We start from the raw sequence: 18,286 nt of genomic DNA on the forward strand, positions 1-18,286 counted from the left end.
AAAAATTCATAAAGCAATTTTTGTTCCATTTTAATATGAACCTCCCCTCCAAGTGATATTCTTAATTTTAAAAATAAGGGTTTCGTTCTTTTCTACAATAAATTGTTGTGGTTTCAGCGTATAAAGTTAAATAATTGCCGTCAAGTTCATATTCATAATATCCATCATACACATATTCGAATTTGTTGGTAGATAGGATTTCAATTGAATCACCAAAAATGTAGTATTCACCTTTTGCGGCAGTAGTATTAAAGCCTGGTAGAAAAATATAGTTTGAGGAATTAAACTCAATGATTTCATCACATTTTCCTTCATATACATATTTAATAATAGAATTGTCTATCGTTTTTGGAGTAAAATCTTTTGCATCGTAAACTAGCTTTTCGACACACCATTTTGCATTGATAAGTCTTTCTGATATAGAAGGTTTGGTGGTGAAATGAACTAAAGTAGCGAGTAAGCCAACAACTATCGCAATGATGATCATGATGCGCAATTCAAACCTTAAATGTCCAATAAAAGGAATAGCGGTCGTTTTTTCATTTATTTTGAGGAGAAAATTTGATGGTGGTGTGCCTTCTTCAATATCAGGAAGTTCTTCTGACATGTTTAAAATTTTCCTAGCGTTTTCTAAATCACTTTCAAAGACTTGTAACTTAACTCCACCGATTGCACCAGAGTATAAAGGATTTGCTTGAACGGTGTGCTCGTCTTTTAAATACACTTCAATTCCTTCAGATTCTAATCTGCTTTTAGCAAATATCGCATCATGAGGGTAATCGAAAGTAAGAATTGTAATGCGTTTATGTGATTGCATTTTGTTGTGTTTTAAGTTTTTGTTTGATAAACGTATTTAGCAGCATAAGGAGATATCCGAAACTAACTAAAACTAATGGAAGGATAGGTAATGAATATCGCTCTTCAATGCCTCTTTGTACAAAGATTAAAAACAAAACATAGAGTAAAGGAGCAAAGGAAAAAATAGATTTTAAAACCCATTCTTTTTTATAAAATGGACTAATGAAAAGGACGATAAAAGCAAAAACATGTATACTAAATGTAAATATTCTTAAGGCCTCCATAAAGAAGTTTCCTCGGAAAGTTTTCTGAAAAATATAGAGTGATAAATTTGAATGGAAAGCCAGTTCCTTGAAAACCTTTAGTGGACTAGAAATATAATATTGAAACCAAAACTCGTGTTTGAATTCTTCTGTTAGAGCTTCAATTTGATGAATGGTTTGTTGTTCTATTGCTGGAATTTCTTTTGGCATGGCTAACTTTCTTTCTTTAAACTCTTTTTGATAAAGTATAGATTGCTGATAGCTTTTGAACATTTTTTCAAATTTATCTCTACCTAGGGCTTGGACAACTTCTAAAGGAATGTGCTGAATTATTTTTTCAATTTCCTCTTTGTCGGTTTTCCCATTGATGGCTGAACTCCAAAAAGGTCCAACATAAGAATGGAAGTTTGCACCAATCTCACCCCATCCTTTGCATAAATCCCATAGAGCTTCGTGAGTTGGTCTAAAACTAGATTGATTATTCTCTGGATAATAAATTGGATTTAATCCTACAATTGTGTTGGAGATGTTATAATTTCTCACTTGCCAAAGGATCATACCACTTGAAGCAACTATTCCGATTAGAAAAAGGTGTAATATGAATTGTTGACGAACTTTCCAGAAATCAGCAAAAATAAAAAATGGAAAAGCTAAACCTAAGATTCCTAATACAGGCCGCGTGATAAATAGAAAACAAAATATTAAAGCACTTGTGTAATAATTAATCAATTTCTTTTTTTGCTGCTTCTCCGATTTGGCTTGAATCAAAAAGTAGACAAAGAAAATTACCAGGGCGGGTGTAACAGCTTCTGTTAACGTGTAGAAAATAAAGTTGAAGGCTATTCCAGAAATACCATAGATAGAGGTAATAAGAATTGATATATTTTTAGCTTTTATAAATCCAAAGGCAATAAAAAATAAGCAATACACAGAAAGACCAAATAAAATTAATTGTACATATTTTAAAGTCATTAAGGTTTGTTGATGACCGAGGAAACTACCTAAGCAAATGTAAAATGTAGAGTAACCTGGTGGACGTAAAAAGTAAGCTCCATTGCCTATCATATTATTTCTCAATTCACCAGTTTCTAGATAGTTTTGGGCAGGTCTTAGGTAACTAACATCATCAGCTGTAATCACAGTTTGGTTCGCTCTCAGTGGAACACCGTCTTTTTTTAAATAAGAGATATTGACTTCATTGAAGAAAAAAGCACTCAAAAGCGAGAGTAGTGCAATGATTAAAGCCGTTTTGTGCATAATATTGATTTGTAAATGGAAATATACAAATCTTTCCAGTGAACAAATCGCCACTTTTCATAAAAGTCGTTGGAATTAAAGTTTAAGGGCTAATTCAAAACCTTCATCAAGAATTTCCGATAAATCAACATCGCTTTGATTTGCATAAACAATAACTCCTATATCTGAAAAAGGAGAAATCCCTACTATTGCCGATGCACCTTCAATTCCTTTGTCGTCACCCCAAATATAGTTTGTAGCGTCTAATAGGTAAACATGATATCCCATTTGATTATTCAAATTTGGAATCTGATTATCAAACATCAATTCTGTAGTTGTTTCATGCAAAAGGTTTGTGTTGTTGAAGTTACCATCATTTGCCAATGGAGCGTAAAACTTCATCATATCTTGAACCGTTGTGCGTAAACCTCCACTCGGATAATGTGTAAAAGTATATTGATCAATTTCATTGTGTTGACTTCCTTGATCATTGTAAGGTGTGACAATTGGATTGGAGGAGTTTTTGGCTTGATTGTACTTCCAATACGTTTGGGTCATTCCCATAGGCGAGAAAATTTTGTCTTGACAATAAGCTGGAAAATCTTGACTCGAAATTTCTTCCACCAATAAGGCCATCAGCGTAGTTCCTACATTTGTGTATTCATACTGAGTTCCTGGTTCGAAATTCGTAAAGTTCTCAGTTTCATTATAGAAGCTTCCACCTGGAAGAAGATATTCTTCAATAAAATACTTTATAGGTAATGGACTATCATATCCATCATAATAATGGTCATCTAAAATACTTCCGTCTGCAATTCCTGAGGTATGTGTGAGTAACATTTCAAAGGTTATTGGGGTTGTAGAATTTGGATGTTCAATATTAAATGGAAGAAAATCGCTGATGTTGTCATCTAAAGCAAAATGTCCATACTCAAAAAGTTGGAGAAGGGCAGTGGCAGTTACAATTTTTGAAGATGATGCAGCAGAAAATAAATGATTTGCCGTTAAATTCTCATCATTTTGAATATTTGCTTTTCCCAATTGTTTTTGGTGTAAAACCTGGTCCTTTTTAAATACAAGCACAGATAATCCTACTAGGTTTTTCTGTGTGAATTCGGTATCAAGAAAACTATTGAATGCAACAATATCTTCGTTCACTTCCTCTGGTGTTGAAGGAGCTTCAGGTTCTGGAATCTTATCTTTCTTACAGCTTTGTACCGTAAAAATAAATGAACAAATTAAGAATAGGAATATTAACTTTTTCATCGGTGTTTATTTTGGTTTGGTAGTCTTATTTTTGGAGTAAAATTAGCTATATTTTTATTGATAAAACAACTAAAGGCTTGTAAATTACCTATTTGTTAATTAAAATGCATTCTTATTAATTTTCTCAAGCCGATTTATGCATCAACTTGTTTCTGATAAAAAATAGTTTTAAGGTAATTACTTTGAGCAAATTCAATTGGATGGTCATCATCATGTAAGGTATAATGTAAATATTTCCAATTGTCTTTTGATGTAATTCCAGCATCATGATGTATTTCTTCGAACATTTGAAGTGAAATTCGACTCGAGCATGAACCTAATATTAAAACTCCTTTATCGTCCGTAAGTGACCTTCCGAGTCTTGCCAATCGTTCATACTGGTGAGCGGCACTCTCTACTTCTTTCCCTTGTTTTGCAAAAGAAGGAGGATCGATGATGACAATATCAAATTGCTGCTCTTTTTCAATAAGCTCTTCCAAGGCAATAAAGGCGTCTGCAGTAATTGGATTCCATTTAGATTGATCAAAATTGTTGAGCTGTATATTCTCTTCAGCGACATTCATAGCATGCTGACTAATATCAACAGAAGTTAAAGATTCAGCACCACCTTTTAGGGCGTGAATACCAAAACCTCCTACATAACTGAAAACATCAAGTACCCTTTTTCCTTTGGCATTTTTTTGCACCCAATGTCTGTTTGGACGTTGATCAAGGAAAAAACCTGTTTTATGTCCGGATTGTGTATAAGCATAGTATTTTACGCCATATTCTTCGAATACAATTTTTTCATTAGATAGTGACTCTCCAATAAAATCTCCTTCTTCATAAGGGAAGGTGTTTTTCATTTGAATTTTTCTACTGAATCGAATTACAATTGTTTTCAGACCATAAACTTCTTTGATTTTTTCTGATAAAATATCGAGGTGAGGCTTCCAAGCATTGGAGTAGATTTTCAAAACACCAACTTGCTGATATACATCAAGAATTAATCCCGGGAAATGATCATTTTCTCCATGAATTCCCCTATAACCTGTTATACCTTTTTTGATGAGGTTTTGTCTTTTCGAATGCGCCTTTCTTAATTGAGAGCTCCAGAAATCGCCGTTGAGTTGTAATCTGTTCCCCAATAGAATCAACTTTATTCTAATAATTTCTTCAGGGTCCCACAATCCGAAAGCAATGGGTTTATTATAGCGTTGATCGAAAATTACGCACAAACTACCAGCTATAGCAGTATCTTTTGGCCCTTTTTCAATGCTGTTTTCAAATATCCAAGGATGTCCTTGTTTTACAGCTCTTTCTCCAGCCTTGTTGAGCTTAATTGCTAGTGTGGGGATTTTCATTTGTATAAATTGAATTGCGAAATTACGAATAAATACAAAGGCTGATTGATTTTAGATTTCTTATTTAGTGTTGACTGATATTCATTTTTAAAAAATGAATTCTTTTACTTTTTCCGCTTAGTGAAAAAACGCATTGCGGAGAAATAAAGAAAGCCACCAATCAACCAAATTGGAGTTCCACGTAAAAGATTAGTTCGAGTGCTTTCTTCATCTTGTGAAATTGGAAAAAGGATGACGATAAAAAGATACATAAGAAGAGTTCATATTATACTTGCAATGATTTGTCCCTTCAAAGTCATGTTTATCGGATTAGCTTGTTTTCAATTTAATATCCAAATTAATAAAAATTCAACCAAATTTATCGCCTCCAACCTAAAAGTTAAACAATCCGTAATCCTCAAGAAGGAAAACAAGCGTAATAAAAGAAATGTAAAGAAAACGTAATTTCAGTGTCGGGTTTAAAAGTTGTTTATCGATGGTTTTGTCTTTATCTATAGATATTATTCCAAGAAGTATAACAAGGCTCAACCCACCAACAATCAGCATTGGTTTATAACTTGGAAAAGCTAAAATATTAAACAAAACACCAATAATAGCAACTCCAGATGCGATTCCTCCCAGTTTAAAATAGAAGGAACTCATTCCTTTAGGTTCTTTAAATGTTTTTTGAGCGGCCAATACATAAGCAATTGAAACAAATGAAAGAAGAAAAACGGTTATGTAGTTCGCATATTGAAGGTTCAATGGTTTTGCAGAAATAGCCAATGTAGTGAGTAGAATAAGTAAGTATTCTCTTTTTAATACAAATGCACTAATCTTATTAATCATGTTGTACTGTTCCATTTTCTTTTTTTATAAAAGTATATGAAAAAGTGAAATTGAAGCCTAATAAAACAACACTTGTATGAATATACTCAACAGAAATCTTCTGGAAACATTCGGAAATAAAATTGCTGAGTTTTCCAACAGGATCAATTTTCAGAAATTAACGATTTCAAATACGCATAATTGTTTTTGTCCTTAGGTACTGTTTTCAGTTTAAAAGTAAATTCGGATGTTTCTTTTGATAATTTTAAATCTCGAAATTGTTCAAAAGTTAAATAAGCAATTTTTTTGTCGTAAACAGCAAAAATAAAACACGCTTTTTGCTCTGGAATTCTTAGTATATTTCTATTGTTACTTAGGACACCATTAAATCCTTTTATAATAATTGAACTATTTGATAAATCCATTTGATTTCCTTCTTCATCAACGAATTGAGCAATAACATTAAAAGTTTCAAAAGTAAAAGGTTCATCGCAATTCCAGATTCCAAACCCATCAATAGAAAAACTTCGAATGAGCTGACTGTTTGCATCCAAATCTTTTGCTTTAGCTTCTTCTCTTGCAAGAACTTTTTCATATTGGGCGTTTAGTTCCTTGTTAATTGAATTTTGTTTTTCAATTGCATTTCGTTTTTCTTGATATTCTTTTTGTCTCTTCTTATTATCGGCAATAATGGCTTGATTTATTTTCTCATTTTTCTCTCTTTGTTGCTTATTGCGAATTCTTTGTTTTTCGTTTCTCTTTTTGATAAGCGTATTAACGCGCTCTTGCTCTTTAATTGCTGCTTTTATTTTTGCCTCGTTTTGATGACGCTCATTTTGTTTTTGCTTAAATGTTTTAATTTTTTTGTCATAAACTTGAAGTGCTTTGTCATAATCTTCCCCTTCTAAAACAGGCTTTGCTAAATAGGAAACTTTACGTTGATTGTTGCTAAAGTTGACTTTATACTTTCCTTTATCTTTACTTCTTTTTAGTTCAACCTTCTTCCATATTTCATTGGCATCTTCAGGTTTAAAGCTGTTTTCCGTTTGGTCAAGTTGAAATTTTAAGTTGTCATAAACCATTAGTTCTTCAAATGACCTGGGATCGATTGAGATATTTATAATCGGATTTTTATCATCAGCTTTTTCTGGTTTACTCGGAGGAACAGTTGTCGACTTTTCAATTTCTAAAGTTGCATTCACATCAGTTACATTGCTTTTTTCACGATAAATCCAATTCTTTTGAACAGTGTCCAAATAGTATATGTTATGGGAACTTGAGGAGTTTCCACTAACCATATTAATTTCAGGTTTACGCTCGGGATTCACAAAAACAGGATTTTCATTTTTAAAAGCGAGTACTTCACACATTCCAGATGATTCAAAATCGTAGCTTACTCCTAATGAGTCATATTCGAGTGGGATACCTGCTAGGAAGAAATCAACAGGATTTGTAAACTCTCTATATTGAACTTTTATCTCTCCAGTAATTTTAGCTCCTTGTTTATCCAAGAAAGCGTGTTTAGGGAAAATTAGAATACTACCAGATTCAGCATAAAGTGTATCACCTTGCTCTGCTTTAAGAGTAAAATTTTCAAAACGAATATCCATTTCCTTTAGCGGAGCTTGAATAAAATAAGATTTGCTTTGCTTACTTTTTAATTCAGTATCGTTACTTGATTTTGTTGTTTGATGTTCAATTTCTTGATTACAACTTAAAAGAAATGTGCCTAAAAGTAAAATGAGAAAGAGCGTTGACTTCATAATTAATAGTTTAGCATTTGTAAACTCATAACTATTTGAAGAGGTAATGGTTACATAATCGTTTAGATTACAACCTACTTTTTATCAATGATTCTTTCTTTTCGAAATCACTTTTCCTGTATTATCATTTCCTTGGTATGTGGTTCTTTGTAACCACTTCATGCTTCCTTTTTCATATTCTATTTCAGTAAGATTAAGCATTTTTATGAACTCAAAATAATCGCGTGTTGAAGATTTATTGTGAATTTTTCCATTGATAATTGCCGTTTCAACAGCATTGAGATCATAGTTTTTAACTGTACCAACAATTTCACCATTTTCGAAATTACATTCTGCGAGTTTTAGGTTGTTATACATTCCAAATCCACTAATTTCTGCAGCAAGAATCCCTCGGCCTTGCATCAAACCGGCTACGCAGTCCCCTCTAAAAATGACTTTTATTTCTACCGATTCATAATAGGGTTTTCCATTTAAATATCCTTTAATCTTATCAGGTGTAAATCTCACCGTAAACGTATCTTCTACACGACCTGTGTATTTTTGTCCATCAACATATTTGTAAGCATTGAGTTGGTTGGTATTTTTTTTGTCAAATGAGATTCCTTCAACATAAGGGTTGGTGTAAATCTCTTTATTAAATCCACCATTGACACTGTCTTTCCTCCATCCGTTGGCAAGATGATATCCCGCAATATTTTCTCCCACGTATTGGTTGTAGGTTAAGCCATCACCTTTTGGGTAATTGGTTCTAACATGAAGTGGAGGAGCAAATATTTTTTTTCGTCGGGACAACAGTGGCAACCCACTTGACAACATAGATGACCATGGGCACAGTCGGACAAAATGATTGGTTGATCAATTTTTATTTCTCTTTTAATGAGCGTGTCATTTTGTGCATTGATGTTTGAAATCGACCAACACATCAAGAGGCTTAAAAGGAGTGTAATTACGTTTTTCATGATGATTTTATTCTGTTTTTTTGAATAGTACATTTTAAAACAGAATGGGTTCAATAAAAGTCACATTGGTCTGATACCTTCCCTTTCAACTTCACATACATTGCCATAAGTTTTTCCATCACAGCATTTATATCATTAAATGCATATCAGGAACTTTACTATTGTTCTAAAGCTGTTTTTTTAATTGGAAAAAGATTTCTCCGACAAAGTCATCTCGAAATCATAACGATGAGAGAACTATTTTCAATTGACAATCTTAACAGTTCTTCGACCACAATAGAAATGGAAGTACTTTTTCTTTTCATCCTCTTTCGCTTGGTCAACATTTTTCATTGACTTAGGTGTTTGATAGTTAAAATTACATTCGACAAAACAAGATTTACTTTTCTTGGCCATTTTTTTCAGCATTTTAATTTCCTTTGCTGTTAAATCCTGGTAAGAATTGACTCCTTCTCTTTTTGGAATTTTAGTGTAGTCTCTTGGGAAATATTTAAAATCTACCACGTTATAAAACTGGATTTCTTTTGAGTCACATTTAACTTCACGGTGTGTAGCTTCTTGACAAAAACTTAGTGAACTTCCTAAAATAATTAGAACAAAAATCAATATTGCATTTTTCATAAGAGTATTTTTTTTAATAACGTTGAAAATTAAAATTCGTTACAGTTCATGTGTTTTGATCATTGAGATTTAGAAAAACATTTCGTACTAATTGAAGGATAGTTCTTACTTGCATCTAAATTATTATGTATGCATTGAAAACACTACAAAACTCTGTTTTTCAATTGTAAGTATTTGAGAGTTGGAATCGAATTTTATTGTATTATTGTAGAACTTTTAAGGACCATTTTTGTTTTTATTTTAACTCCATTGCAAATTCTATGTTAAGTTATACTATTTATCCTAATGAAAACACCACAAAATGGGTGACTTTTGTGCATGGAGCAGGAGGGAGTAGTTCTATTTGGTATCGGCAAGTTCGAACTTTTCAAAATGATTTTAATGTTTTATTGATCGACTTGCGTGGACACGGAAATAGTCAAATGCCAATAAAGCAACAGGTAAAACAAAAATATACTTTCGAGGTGGTCTCAAATGATATTTTGGAAGTATTGGATCATTTAAAAATTGAAAAATCACATTTTATTGGAATTTCTTTAGGAACGATTTTGATTCGTGATATGGCGGAAAGAAATCCTGAGCGAATTCAAAGTATGGTGATGGGAGGCGCAATTCTAAAGATGAATGTCCGTTCAAAATTCTTGATTGGCTTTGGTAACGCTTTTAAATCTGTAGTGCCATATATTTTCCTGTACAAATTATTCGCTTTTGTGATTATGCCCCGAAAAAATCACAAAGAGTCTCGTTCATTATTTGTAAACGAAGCCAAAAAACTTTACCAAAAGGAATTCAAACGTTGGTTTAAATTGACCACAGAGCTAACACCTTTGTTGAAGTTGTTTAGAATGAAAGATGTGAAAATTCCAACGCTTTACATTATGGGAGAACAAGATCATTTGTTCTTGCCTGCAATCCGAGAGGTGATTTCAAAGCATTTAAGTGCACAATTACACGTTATCAAGAACTGTGGACATGTTGTGAATGTTGAACAACCCCGAGAATTTAATGATAAAGTGCTTTCGTTTTTGAAGTTGCATGGTGAACAAGCTTAAGTCACTTCGAAACTTTAAAGTGTTTAACGTTAATCGGTTCTCCCATCTCTTTTATTTCAAGAGTAAGCGTGTCAGGATGGATTAGTTCAAATCGAATTGAATCTCTAATCTCCGGTCCCTCTATATAAGATCCAATAATTTTGTCTTGATAAATATGGTAGGACTTTTTGTGAGGTGAATTTCCATTTACATGAAAAGTATAGCTTTGTTCATCAAATTCAATGATGTATTTACTCTTAATAGGAGCAGACTCAATTGGTTTCCATTTTCCATATAAAGCGACGTGCTTACTTTCTTCTTTATTCAATTGATGTTTTTTCGTTAAACTACAGCTTTGGAGAAAAATAAATAAACAACTATAAAGGATGAAATCTTGAGGTTTAACGCTATTTATCATTTGATCTTTATTTTAAAGTTCAGTAAATACTCAAAAATAGAGTAAAAGAAAGATAGTTCATCTACTTTGAAGATTAAATTCCTTTAATCAAATGATTGATACGAATAAACCTTTCATCAAACTTGACTTTTACCTGTTTTATAGTTAATTATGTGTTAGATTAGTTAACAAAGTAAACAATGTATATAGGTTTTAGAGTTGTAAAGCGCAATATCAAAGGTGATCGAGGATAAAATTTTGAATTCCGTTTTTAAGCTGTTCTAAACAAGACAAATTAGAAGGAGCTTTGAAAAAGCATAATAAGGAAGAAAGAGAACACTTCCAGATATAATATTAACTACGACTACAAACCAAAAAAACTCCAACTAATACGGTTGGAGTTTTTTTAATTCTTTGCCTAAAGGCTAAAGCTATTTATTCTTCACATATTTTTCTAACCACTGGTCTTGTTCCCAAAGTAAATGCAAAACACTTTCTTTGGCTTTGTATCCGTGACTTTCTTTGGGTAAAATAACCAAACGAACTGTTGCACCTAAACCTTTTAAGGCATTGAAATATCGCTCACTTTGCATTGGATAGGTACCTGAATTATTGTCTGCTTCACCATGAATTAACAACAATGGCTGATTCATCTTATCTGCATTCATAAATGGTGACATTGTATTGTAAACCTCAGGTGCTTCCCAATAGTTTCTTTCTTCACTTTGGAATCCAAATGGCGTAAGCGTTCTGTTGTATGCTCCACTTCTTGCAATTCCTGCTGCAAATAAATCTGAATGTGTCAAGAGGTTGGCTACCATAAATGCACCGTAAGAATGTCCACCAACAGCTACTCTGTTTCTGTCAATATATCCCATTGCATCTACTGCGTCAATTGCAGCTTTTCCGTTAGCCACCAATTGTTTTACATACGTGTCATTAGGTTGTTCATCACCTTCTCCAACAATTGGGAAAGAAGCGTTATCCAATACAGCATAGCCTTTGGTAACCCAATAAATCATTGAACCATAATGAGGATAAGTGAATTTATTTGGATTTTGTGTGTTTTGACTTGCACTTGCTTGATTCTTATATTCTCTCGGATAAGCCCAAATAATCAACGGCACTTTTTCTTTTTTCTCTTTGTCATATCCTACAGGTAAATACAAAGTTCCTGAAAGATCTAATCCGTCATCACGTTTGTAATTAATCACTTCTTTGTGTACATCTTGAATGCTTTTAAATGGATTTTCGAAGAAGGTAATTTGATTTAACTTTTTACCTTTTGTATTTCTAAAAAAGTAATTTGGGTATTCTGTAGAAGATTCAATTCTCACCAATAACTGATTGTTTCTTGGGTCAAAATCTCTTAAACTTTCAATTTTATCAGTATATTTTGATTGATAAATTCTATTTTTCTTCAGTGATTCTAGGTCTAATTCATCTAAAAATGGAAACTGTCCTTCTTTAGAATGTCCTTCTCCAAGTAGAAAAGCTTTATTGTCTTTCAAGGCCAAAACACTTTCTCCCATTTCGTTTCTTTTCATCACAAAACTTCCTGGATTACTGTAGGCATCTTGATAATTTCTATCCTCAATTATTTTTGCTTCAACCGAATTGTCTGAAGGATTAAAAAGGTAAGATTTAGTATTACGTGTATTCCACCAATAATCACTTGCAATAGCAATATCGTCAGTAGCCCATTGAATTCCACCCATTCGGTTAATTGTTTTGATTAGACTTCTTCCTTCTCCATGAAATGGTGCTTCTACTTCAAATGTCTCATCTCTAAATGGAACTTCGTTTGCTGGATCGCCGCCATCAAGTGCTGTGGTATAAATCAATGTTGATGGCTTGTCATTTCTCCATGAAAAGTTTCTTTTTCCTGTTCTAACAGCCATAAATCCTTGAGGTAGGTCCTCAATTAAAGGAACTTCTAAAACAACGTTAGTTAATTGAGCGTCTTTTGTGTAAATCGTAGTTTTTGAAGGGAATCTGTAATAAGGAACTAAGTAAGAAAATGGTCTTTCTATTGTTTTAATCATTACATAATTTCCATCTGGAGAAAAGCTAATTGAAGAGTAAATATCGTCTTTCAACCAAAGTGAAGCATTTCCGTCAAGTGATACCTTATAAATTTCTGAACGTGCCAATTGTTCGAAATTGTGCTCATCACTTTTGTTACTCAATAAATCTTGGTAGGTTCTGTTTTGGGCTTTTTTTCCATCGTTTACAGAGATGGTTGGTCCATTAGGAACTGCAGTTTTTGTGTTGATTAAATCTTCCTTTTTTGAAGAAACCATTTTCACAAGAATTGATTTTCCATCAGCAAACCAGTTGATCGCATCACCAATATTTGCGTTTACATTTGCTTCGGTTAGTTTTGTCGCTTTTGCAGCGGCCACATCAAGAACCCATAATTCTACACCTTTTGAAGTGGTATGAGTAAAGGCTAATTTATCTTGTTCTGGCGACCAGCTAAAGTTTGTCAATTTTGGATTTTCTGGTAGTCCAGTCACTTGAACACGTTTTGCGTTTTTAGATTTTAGGCTTTTTACTTCAATATTGTTGAAGTAATTTACACGACTTCCGATATTTGTTTTGGGGTCGATACGTAGACCTCCCAAACGTAATTCTTCTTGAGATAACTCTTCGATAGAACCGTAAGCATTTCGTGAAACCAAAATCATTTGACTTTTGTCCTCATTCATAAATACGCTTGGTGCTCGACTAATATCGACCAAATCTAAGATTTCTTGGGAAGGTTTTTGATACGTCAATCCTTCTTGGGCACTGACACCTATTATCGAAAGGAATGTAAATAGAAATGAAAATATTCTCATAAATTGTTGAATTGATAATTTTATTGTAGTTCGAAAATAGTAATTTTTTGATAGAATACTTTTAAGAAAAATAGTTTTGAAAATATTAGCCTTCCAATAGTTGTTGGTTTAGTATCCAAGACTGTTCAGAGTAAACGCATTTAAATTTACATCTCCTTTTTTGCTTGGTATATAAAGCTAAAGATACTTTTGCTACTGTTTTCAACCCGTGGTTAAAGAATAATGTGGAAGATCTTTTTTTGGCGCGACTTTTTGTTTAAAAAATCGTGACAAAATACAATGTTTTAGAGGATTAGATTTTAAATACGTTTGCTTTGTGTGACTATTTGGTTGGATTGATTTGACAAAATTAGAAAGTACAGTTATAAATGGAGTAGAGCAGGAGTGTTGATTTTGTCATAAGAATTAAATAACGTAAAAATGGAGGTTAGTTACAAGTGAAATTTCATTTACAATTCCCATCCATAGACATAACTTCTCCTAAAATACGCGAACGATAATCAAATGCTAATGCCTTTTCGTTTAAGTAGTTAATTTTAGGTATGAACTGAATACGATTCATGTCAATACCAAATTCTATTAATTTTCTCTCAAAGTTTTTCATTCGTTTTCTGGCTATTGATTTACTTTCTTTTGGATTAATCCATTGATAAAAATTTATACATAAATTAGGGTATTCCATCTGTATAGATTTAAACCAGTCCAACTCAAAATTGGAGAAATCCTGAACTTCATTAAGTTCGTAATACGCTGAATTATCAAACTTGTCTTCTATGATATTCATACATACTAATTCATAGAAATACTGTATGTTTTTACTGGTATCCGTTTTTTCTCGAAATATTTCTTTTGAATTTTGGAATTCACTGCAAATTACTGAAATGCTGTACTCAGTATTTATCTCAAAGTCCTTGTAGTAATTGAAAATTCCTAACGAATCTGTTTTTCCCGTAATAAAGATTGAATCATTTTTATATAACTGAATCTCGATGTTTGCAACCGGGGTTTTCATATCGTTCATTACTTTGACTTCTAAAGTAGCTTCTTTTTCTTGTCCGTAAGCATTAAAAAACACCAATAATGGGAGTATTATCTTGAGTAAGTATAGTTTCATAATTTATAAATTCTTGTTGTGGTTTTTCTAACATTTCGATGAAATACAAATCAGAGCAAGCTTATTTTATAGTTAATACTTTAAGGTAATTCCCCACTACTCACTTTCAAGGCCTCAAAAGTTTCTTTGGCAATTTCCTCGGCATCGTTGATCATGTCTTTTCCAATCCAAGAAGTCATTTTAAAACCAATTCCCGCAGCAATGGCTTGTCCAACAAAAGGAACCCATTTGGAAGCTGTTTTAGTAGCAATGGAAGAACCTACTCTTTTTAATAAAATCATTAGGGCTTCTTTTCCGCCGTACCGTGAGGTGTATTGAAGTATTTTTGTAGCAATGAATTTCGCACTTTTCTTATCTAAATATTGAATGTTGAAGGCTTGTTGTTCTTGGTTTAATCCGTAAATCAATTGTATTTCCTTCGACATTTTAACCATTAATGCAATGTCCAAACTGATGTCTACTCCAGGTACGGGATTTAATCCGTTTGCTGCGGCAAGGGCAGAATGGCGCATGACGATTTTCTCAGCAATTTTCCTTTTTTCATCTAAAATCCGTTGACTCGTAATATTGATGTCGGCAATAAATCGTTCTCTTTTAAAGTCGTTTAGAGAAAAAAAAATATCTTCCAAAAGCTTACTTAAATCATACTCCTTTGGATAATCAGCAGAAGTTAAATAAATTCCATTGACCTTATTTCCGTTTAAGTTCTCTTCTATATTTTGATAGATAAGTTGACATGTTTCACCAGCAGAAACGCCTCTTTTTTCACCGCGTTCTACAGCAAAATCAATTTTAGTGCGTACAGCAAAAACAGGGATTTTTAATTTGATGAGTTCTTCAATCAAATACAAATCATCTTCATAAAAACGATCAGACGTGACCAATATCACACTGTCAAATTCACTTAGTTTAAATTTTTCGATATACTGCTCTCGCGGAAATTTTGAAGTAGAACATCCGGGTAGGTCATAGAACATTAAACCATTAATTTCAAAAGGATCTTTAATATTCATTGTGGTTTCGATTTCACCAACTTCGGCAATTTCTTCACCAGCTATAGCATTAATCAATGAAGATTTTCCAGTACCACTTCGACCAATAATCGCACATTTAATTTTAGTGTTTTGATATTCTTCTAAATCTTTCTCGATTTTCTTTAAAATATTATCTGGCTTCATTGTATCAATTTCTTTGTCTAAATATATTAAGCTTCTTCGGTTAAACCTATAATTAACAATTGCTTTTGTTTTAAAAACTATGTTTTACAATACGTTTCACCTTTTGGTTTTCATCTTCAATGATTTCAAAGTTGATCACACCGAGTATTTGCTCATCTTCAGTGATTACCTCAACTTTCCACTTTCCAGGATCTACATTTTGTTTATAAGTATACCCTCGAAAACCTTGTTCTCTTCCTCCAGTAATTTGATATCCAATTTTATCTGTAATCAACCAATCATTTGTTGATTCGACATACTTTTTCCATCGGTGAAAAACTGGAATAGATAATTCTGTAGGTGCAAAAATAGAAGTGAAAATATATACTCTTTCATTCGCTTTATAAGCAAACTTTTGTCGATGTGAACGCCAAAACACATACCAATCATCTTGTTCGTAAGTAACCAAATATTCACCATTTTTCTGTTCGACTTTATGAGCGACTAATCCTGTTTCTAATGCAAGCGGAACAGGTGGGATAAGATTGGTAAAGTAAAAGGTATTGATAGCTAGGTAAATGCTTAGAATTATTCTGGTTAATTTCTTTAAATTGATTTCATAACGTGTACTTGGGCTTTTACGGTATATAAATGTGATCAGAAGAAGGGTGAGGGCTAGACTTAATCCACCTGAAAAAAGAAAAACCAAAGTGTTCATTTCTTTTAGAATAACGGGGACCATAAAAGTGAAAAAAGTAAAGTTGACAAAGAAGAACAAACTAAATTGTAAGTACTTATTGGCAATTCGCTTTTTTAAAAATTCGTTGGCAATAAACAGTCCTATTAAAATAAGGAAAAACACAAAGGTTTTTGAAAGTGATACACTCCTTGAGAAATAAATCACATAAGCACTTGATAAACTACCTAAGAAAAATTGGATCGCTAATGGAAAGTAGAGCTCGAACCTTTCTAAAAATGTGTTTTTCCATGTACCATCATCGACCAAGTTGTAGAGGTATAATGTTACGCTCAACAACAGTAGGTAGGTGGATAAAAGTACAAGACTAAATGCTTGGTCAATTCTTCCAAGGGTAAAAACATCCATAATAAATCCACCGATAAAAAAGATAAGCGGAAGGTATTTATTGTTTCTACGGATAAACTTCCTGAAACGACTGTTTTTATATTTCTGAATGACTTTATTCATTAAATGAGAAAGTTGTTTTGTAAACTAAAGTGATCATATTAATACAAATATGAATGATAATGGCTTCGAAATGGAATGAATGTTAATTTGTCAAGACTCTGTTGCAGGTGGCTTATCCGTTTTCTCTTGTTTTACTTTGTCTATGATTTCATATTTAGCTTGTCTTGTTTTCCAACGTTCTCGAGCATATTTTTGCATGTCGGTAACAGTATCTTTTTCATCCATAATTTCAAGCCCAAGTAAAGTTTCGATGATGTCTTCCATGGATACAATTCCATCTACACCGCCATATTCGTCAACAATTAAGGCGATATGTTCTTTATTTTCTAAAAACTTCTCCCACAGTGAAAACAAAACCGTGTTATTTGGCGTCGTTAAAATATTGTGTTTTAAATCCTTTAATTTTCGGTCGTTTTCACCCTCTGCTAATTGTTCAAAAACCTCTTGTCTTAATACGTATCCAGTAATGTTTTCACTCTCTTCAGCAAAAATTGGAATTCTAGAAAAGTTTAAATATTCTTTGTCATTTAAAAACTCTTTTAGGTTTAAGTTTTCATCGGCTGTTGCTAAAACAACACGTGGCGTCATGATTTCTTTTACCTTGACATTTTTCAATTTGAGGATGTTTTGAATGATTTTATTTTCCTTACTTGAAAACAGTCCTTCATCCATACCTATTTTTGCTAAAGCTGCAATTTCCTCTCTACTTGTGGTGTTTTCACTATCTTTTTTCGAGAATAACTTAGTGACTAATGCAGACAGCAGTACAAATGGATAGGTTAAAAACACGGTGATTTTAATTAAATTATAAACAGACTTTGTGAGTTTTCTCCAATATCTAGCCCCAATGGTTTTAGGAATGATTTCAGTAACAAATAGAATCAAGAATGTGAGTACAGCAGAAACAACTCCAAAAGAGGCCTCTCCAAAAACTTTAACTGCTTGAGCACCTACACCAGCAGCACCTATTGTATGTGCAACGGTGTTTAATGTTAGAATAGCAGAAAGTGGTTTGTCAATATTTATTTTTAAATCCATAAACGATTTTGCCCATTCTTTCCCGCTTTCATGTTTCACGATCAAATAAGATTGAGGAACAGAAAGTAAAACGGATTCCATTATTGAACATAAAAACGAGACAAATAAGGCGATAAATAAATAGACTAATAATGCAATCATTCTTTTTAGTTTTTGCGCCAGAATAACTACAGTTAAACTTTCTTACTTACAGTTATATTTTTGGCTTTACCTCAAAAATACAAATTCTTAAAGTTGTTCTATCCATCCCAAGTTGTTTTTGTCAAAATGTGTACATCTTAAAAGCTACTAGGAGCTGTTTTTATTAAGGCTAATTCATAAAAACATAATTTATTGAATAAAAAATTAGGTTTTAAAAAACTGTGAATGAGTGTTTTGTAAAATATTTTGAAATTATTTCAACTTTGTGAAATCCAAAAGTCAATCTGTTTCGTATGTGTATA

Annotated in this window: 15 protein-coding genes; 1 reads left to right on the forward strand and 14 read right to left on the reverse strand. The window is 32.6% G+C overall.

Annotated elements, in window-relative coordinates; genetic code table 11:
- Nucleotides 1-67: 67 nt before the first annotated feature.
- From DXU93_RS13020 to DXU93_RS13055, 8 genes are all read right to left on the reverse strand, one after another.
- Entirely contained in the window at nt 68-817 is a 750-nt protein-coding gene (locus DXU93_RS13020; protein ID WP_116881738.1) for a putative signal transducing protein, read from the reverse strand.
- Nucleotides 804-2,318, reverse strand: coding sequence for a hypothetical protein (locus DXU93_RS13025; protein WP_116881739.1), 1,515 nt, complete (start codon nt 2,316-2,318; stop codon nt 804-806). The genes DXU93_RS13020 and DXU93_RS13025 overlap by 14 nt, the downstream gene beginning before the upstream one ends.
- 75 nt (nt 2,319-2,393) lie before the next feature.
- Nucleotides 2,394-3,563 (reverse strand): serine hydrolase domain-containing protein, encoded by a 1,170-nt coding sequence (locus DXU93_RS13030; protein WP_116881740.1) that lies wholly within the window; start codon nt 3,561-3,563, stop codon nt 2,394-2,396.
- Nucleotides 3,564-3,697: 134 nt separating this feature from the next.
- The gene (locus DXU93_RS13035; protein ID WP_116881741.1) at nt 3,698-4,906 is read right to left on the reverse strand and encodes a class I SAM-dependent rRNA methyltransferase; all 1,209 of its coding nucleotides are present in this window, start codon (nt 4,904-4,906) and stop codon (nt 3,698-3,700) included.
- A gap of 372 nt (nt 4,907-5,278) precedes the next feature.
- Nucleotides 5,279-5,749, reverse strand: coding sequence for a hypothetical protein (locus DXU93_RS13040; protein ID WP_116881742.1), 471 nt, complete (start codon nt 5,747-5,749; stop codon nt 5,279-5,281).
- A gap of 128 nt (nt 5,750-5,877) precedes the next feature.
- On the reverse strand, nt 5,878-7,476 hold the full coding sequence (locus DXU93_RS13045) for a hypothetical protein (protein ID WP_116881743.1): 1,599 nt from the start codon (nt 7,474-7,476) through the stop codon (nt 5,878-5,880).
- An 84-nt stretch (nt 7,477-7,560) separates the two neighbouring features.
- Nucleotides 7,561-8,268: a hypothetical protein gene (locus tag DXU93_RS13050; protein ID WP_123776137.1), complete on the reverse strand. Its 708-nt coding sequence runs from the start codon at nt 8,266-8,268 to the stop codon at nt 7,561-7,563.
- A 410-nt stretch (nt 8,269-8,678) separates the two neighbouring features.
- Nucleotides 8,679-9,056: a hypothetical protein gene (locus DXU93_RS13055; RefSeq protein ID WP_116881745.1), complete on the reverse strand. Its 378-nt coding sequence runs from the start codon at nt 9,054-9,056 to the stop codon at nt 8,679-8,681.
- A 260-nt stretch (nt 9,057-9,316) separates the two neighbouring features.
- Between DXU93_RS13055 and DXU93_RS13060 the strand changes: the two genes are divergently transcribed.
- Nucleotides 9,317-10,108: an alpha/beta fold hydrolase gene (locus DXU93_RS13060; RefSeq protein ID WP_116881746.1), complete on the forward strand. Its 792-nt coding sequence runs from the start codon at nt 9,317-9,319 to the stop codon at nt 10,106-10,108.
- A 1-nt stretch (nt 10,109) separates the two neighbouring features.
- Here the strand turns inward: DXU93_RS13060 and DXU93_RS13065 are convergent, their stop codons facing one another.
- From DXU93_RS13065 to DXU93_RS13090, 6 genes are all read right to left on the reverse strand, one after another.
- On the reverse strand, nt 10,110-10,505 hold the full coding sequence (locus DXU93_RS13065) for a hypothetical protein (protein WP_116881747.1): 396 nt from the start codon (nt 10,503-10,505) through the stop codon (nt 10,110-10,112).
- Nucleotides 10,506-10,915: 410 nt separating this feature from the next.
- Entirely contained in the window at nt 10,916-13,327 is a 2,412-nt protein-coding gene (locus DXU93_RS13070) for an alpha/beta hydrolase family protein (RefSeq protein ID WP_116881748.1), read from the reverse strand.
- 445 nt (nt 13,328-13,772) lie between these two features.
- Nucleotides 13,773-14,441, reverse strand: a complete 669-nt coding sequence (locus DXU93_RS13075) for a hypothetical protein (protein WP_123776138.1) — start codon at nt 14,439-14,441, stop codon at nt 13,773-13,775.
- A gap of 80 nt (nt 14,442-14,521) precedes the next feature.
- The gene (locus DXU93_RS13080; RefSeq protein WP_116881750.1) at nt 14,522-15,619 is read right to left on the reverse strand and encodes a GTPase; all 1,098 of its coding nucleotides are present in this window, start codon (nt 15,617-15,619) and stop codon (nt 14,522-14,524) included.
- 70 nt (nt 15,620-15,689) lie between these two features.
- Entirely contained in the window at nt 15,690-16,805 is a 1,116-nt protein-coding gene (locus DXU93_RS13085) for a DUF2914 domain-containing protein (protein ID WP_116881751.1), read from the reverse strand.
- Nucleotides 16,806-16,895: 90 nt separating this feature from the next.
- Entirely contained in the window at nt 16,896-17,984 is a 1,089-nt protein-coding gene (locus DXU93_RS13090) for a CNNM domain-containing protein (protein WP_116881752.1), read from the reverse strand.
- Nucleotides 17,985-18,286: the final 302 nt, after the last annotated feature.

The sequence above is a fragment of the Brumimicrobium aurantiacum genome (assembly GCF_003402975.1).
GTDB classification, from domain to species: Bacteria; Bacteroidota; Bacteroidia; order Flavobacteriales_D; family Crocinitomicaceae; genus Brumimicrobium; species Brumimicrobium aurantiacum.

What these genes read in the sequence shown, in the direction of transcription:
- DXU93_RS13020 (WP_116881738.1), bottom strand. Translation starts at nt 817, where the DNA reads ATGCAATCACATAAACGCATTACAATTCTTACTTTCGATTACCCTCAT.
- DXU93_RS13025 (WP_116881739.1), bottom strand. Translation starts at nt 2,318, where the DNA reads ATGCACAAAACGGCTTTAATCATTGCACTACTCTCGCTTTTGAGTGCT.
- DXU93_RS13030 (WP_116881740.1), bottom strand. Translation starts at nt 3,563, where the DNA reads ATGAAAAAGTTAATATTCCTATTCTTAATTTGTTCATTTATTTTTACG.
- DXU93_RS13035 (WP_116881741.1), bottom strand. Translation starts at nt 4,906, where the DNA reads ATGAAAATCCCCACACTAGCAATTAAGCTCAACAAGGCTGGAGAAAGA.
- DXU93_RS13040 (WP_116881742.1), bottom strand. Translation starts at nt 5,749, where the DNA reads ATGGAACAGTACAACATGATTAATAAGATTAGTGCATTTGTATTAAAA.
- DXU93_RS13045 (WP_116881743.1), bottom strand. Translation starts at nt 7,476, where the DNA reads ATGAAGTCAACGCTCTTTCTCATTTTACTTTTAGGCACATTTCTTTTA.
- DXU93_RS13055 (WP_116881745.1), bottom strand. Translation starts at nt 9,056, where the DNA reads ATGAAAAATGCAATATTGATTTTTGTTCTAATTATTTTAGGAAGTTCA.
- DXU93_RS13060 (WP_116881746.1), top strand. Translation starts at nt 9,317, where the DNA reads ATGTTAAGTTATACTATTTATCCTAATGAAAACACCACAAAATGGGTG.
- DXU93_RS13065 (WP_116881747.1), bottom strand. Translation starts at nt 10,505, where the DNA reads ATGATAAATAGCGTTAAACCTCAAGATTTCATCCTTTATAGTTGTTTA.
- DXU93_RS13070 (WP_116881748.1), bottom strand. Translation starts at nt 13,327, where the DNA reads ATGAGAATATTTTCATTTCTATTTACATTCCTTTCGATAATAGGTGTC.
- DXU93_RS13075 (WP_123776138.1), bottom strand. Translation starts at nt 14,441, where the DNA reads ATGAAACTATACTTACTCAAGATAATACTCCCATTATTGGTGTTTTTT.
- DXU93_RS13080 (WP_116881750.1), bottom strand. Translation starts at nt 15,619, where the DNA reads ATGAAGCCAGATAATATTTTAAAGAAAATCGAGAAAGATTTAGAAGAA.
- DXU93_RS13085 (WP_116881751.1), bottom strand. Translation starts at nt 16,805, where the DNA reads ATGAATAAAGTCATTCAGAAATATAAAAACAGTCGTTTCAGGAAGTTT.
- DXU93_RS13090 (WP_116881752.1), bottom strand. Translation starts at nt 17,984, where the DNA reads ATGATTGCATTATTAGTCTATTTATTTATCGCCTTATTTGTCTCGTTT.